A 2,246-nucleotide genomic window follows, 5' to 3' on the forward strand; every position below is an offset into this window, starting at 1 on the left:
GTTCATGGTCACTTTAAACCGGCGCAGCGATTCGCAGCCAATATTTCCCTGCCGCTCGGTACCTGCCTTCAATTTGGCGCCAAATGCAATGCTGTCGGGAAATGAGGCAACAATGTTAGCCATCTCAAACCTGCCCAAACGAAGCCTGTCGATCCGGCCCAGATTTCCATTGATTACCCCATTGAGCCCGCGTCCCAGCTGTGCCCTGATCACCTTTTCGGGTAACCTGAAAGTTTCTTTGCGGGTGTTGTTCAGCAGTAATGCGTGGCCGGCGCCGGTATCGATCAGCACGCGGATTGGATGTTCCCTGCCATCGGCGAAAAGGGTTACTGCGTCGGTAAATGGTTTGGTATCTTCAATGATAAGGGGATGCTTGTCGCCCTTTTTAGGCTTGTACTTGTATTTATCAGGCCGCATCAGGACTAGTTCCTTTTTGGAAAAATCAATGGTTACGACGAAATTATTGAAGATCTCGTACCCAAATATCCCGTGAACCGGAACTCCTACATATTCCGACAGCCGCAGGAAGTCCTCTTCAAGAACTACGATATTCTGGTGATTTGCTTTGAGCCGGCCCATCGCGAAACGGTTATCAATCGCAACGTGGGCGGAAATAGACTTGCCTTCACCCGCGCCGGTAAGGTTAACCTTCCTGGTTAAACGCAGCTTGTCGGGTTTGAGCACGTAGGGATCTGTAATGATAATGGAGCTGACGCCCGTGTCAAGTATAAACCGCAGGGAATCACGGTCATTGATCTTGGCGTACAACAGGATCAGGTTGGAATGCAGCTCGAACGGAATGCGCGTTGACTTATGGTTTTTGTCTAAAAAGTAACCATATTTTTCCTCCGAAACAGGTGGAACGTCGTCGGTATGTGCAAGAGAAACGGTGCTGGTAAAAAGTATGATCGCCAGTAATAACCACTTAGACGTTTTCATCGTGGCCTCCTTTCTTTTAAATCGGGATTTTTAAGTCTTCTGTTAGCGCTAAAAACACTCTGATCATAAATGGCTTAAACTCTGTCTTTTATTCTCTTCTGTGTACACAAAGTATCAAATGTCACTGCATTGTAATGGGAGTAAATTTAATGTTTTTTGTCTCATTTAAACACAAAAAAATCTTCGTATTTAATAATTTTCTGTGTTTTTATTTAACAAGGCTATATAATCAGGTAAATGACAGAATTATGATAATTTTGTTGCGTAAAATGAAGTTTTTTCACAATTAAAATTTTCTCATGCGAAAAAAAATTGTTGCCGGTAACTGGAAGATGAACAAGGTTCTGGATGAGGCAGTTGCGCTTACTTCTGAGTTAGTAAATATGGCCAATGATGAAGTGCAGAATGACGCGCAGATCATCCTTTGCCCGCCTGCCATTTACCTGACCACTATTAAAAAATATATCGAAAACGCACCCAACTTTTCGCTGGCAGCACAAAACTGCTCAGACAAAGTTTCAGGCGCATTTACGGGTGAGATCTCGGCGCAAATGCTGCAATCGATCGGTGTGGAATATGTGCTGATCGGGCACAGCGAGCGCCGCCAGTACTTTAATGAATCCAATGCAGTATTGGCCGAGAAGGTAAATGTAGCGCTGGCAAATGGCGTTTCGCCGATCTTCTGCTGCGGTGAATCTTTGCAGCAGCGACAAAATGAAGATTATATCGGCTTTGTAAAAAACCAGCTTACAGAAAGCCTTTTCCATCTTTCAGAAGCTGATTTGCTGAAAGTTGTAATCGCTTACGAGCCAATCTGGGCGATTGGAACAGGCTTGACTGCAAGTGCACTACAAGCACAGGAAATGCACGCAGCATTGCGTCAGCACATTGCGGCAAAATACGGTGAGTCGGTAGCAGAAGAAATCTCAATCCTCTACGGAGGCAGCGTAACAGCCGCCAGCGCACCAGAACTTTTCGCTTCCCCCGACATCGACGGCGGCCTCGTAGGAGGAGCTTCGTTGAAATCGAGGGAGTTTACGAATATTATTAAGGCTAGGTAAGGATTGCTTTTGTTACAGTGAGTGTTTCTATTTTGTAAAGCTGAGCATAAACCTTTTGTCATCCTGAGCGCAGTCGAAGGAAAAGGCACCACGCCTCCCCACTTCGACTGCGCTCCTTTAGATTAGCAATGTATTAGGGAAATAAGATTGGTGTAGGTAAATTAATGAAATGAGAAGGGAAGTAAAGTAAACTATGACATGCGCTCTGAGCTACGAACTCAAAGTCTGATTTAGACTTTACTTCCC

The 2,246-nt window shown here is 45.0% G+C and carries 2 protein-coding genes; one reads left to right on the forward strand and one right to left on the reverse strand.

All coding sequences use genetic code 11. The features are described from left to right. Positions 1-939, reverse strand: a 939-nt coding sequence (locus tag ACTIE6_RS06255) for a pepsin/retropepsin-like aspartic protease family protein (RefSeq protein WP_439555814.1), incomplete at its 3' end; no start/stop codon positions are given. A gap of 299 nt (positions 940-1,238) precedes the next feature. Here ACTIE6_RS06255 and tpiA point away from each other — a divergent pair. Next, the gene (gene tpiA / locus ACTIE6_RS06260; protein ID WP_056279161.1) at positions 1,239-2,000 is read left to right on the forward strand and encodes a triose-phosphate isomerase; all 762 of its coding nucleotides are present in this window, start codon (positions 1,239-1,241) and stop codon (positions 1,998-2,000) included. Positions 2,001-2,246: the final 246 nt, after the last annotated feature.

Source organism: Dyadobacter sp., from assembly GCF_051859145.1.
Taxonomy (GTDB): Bacteria; Bacteroidota; Bacteroidia; order Cytophagales; family Spirosomataceae; genus Dyadobacter.

Excerpts from the sequence above, each read along its gene's own strand:
- tpiA (WP_056279161.1), top strand. The coding sequence starts at position 1,239 with ATGCGAAAAAAAATTGTTGCCGGTAACTGGAAGATGAACAAGGTTCTG.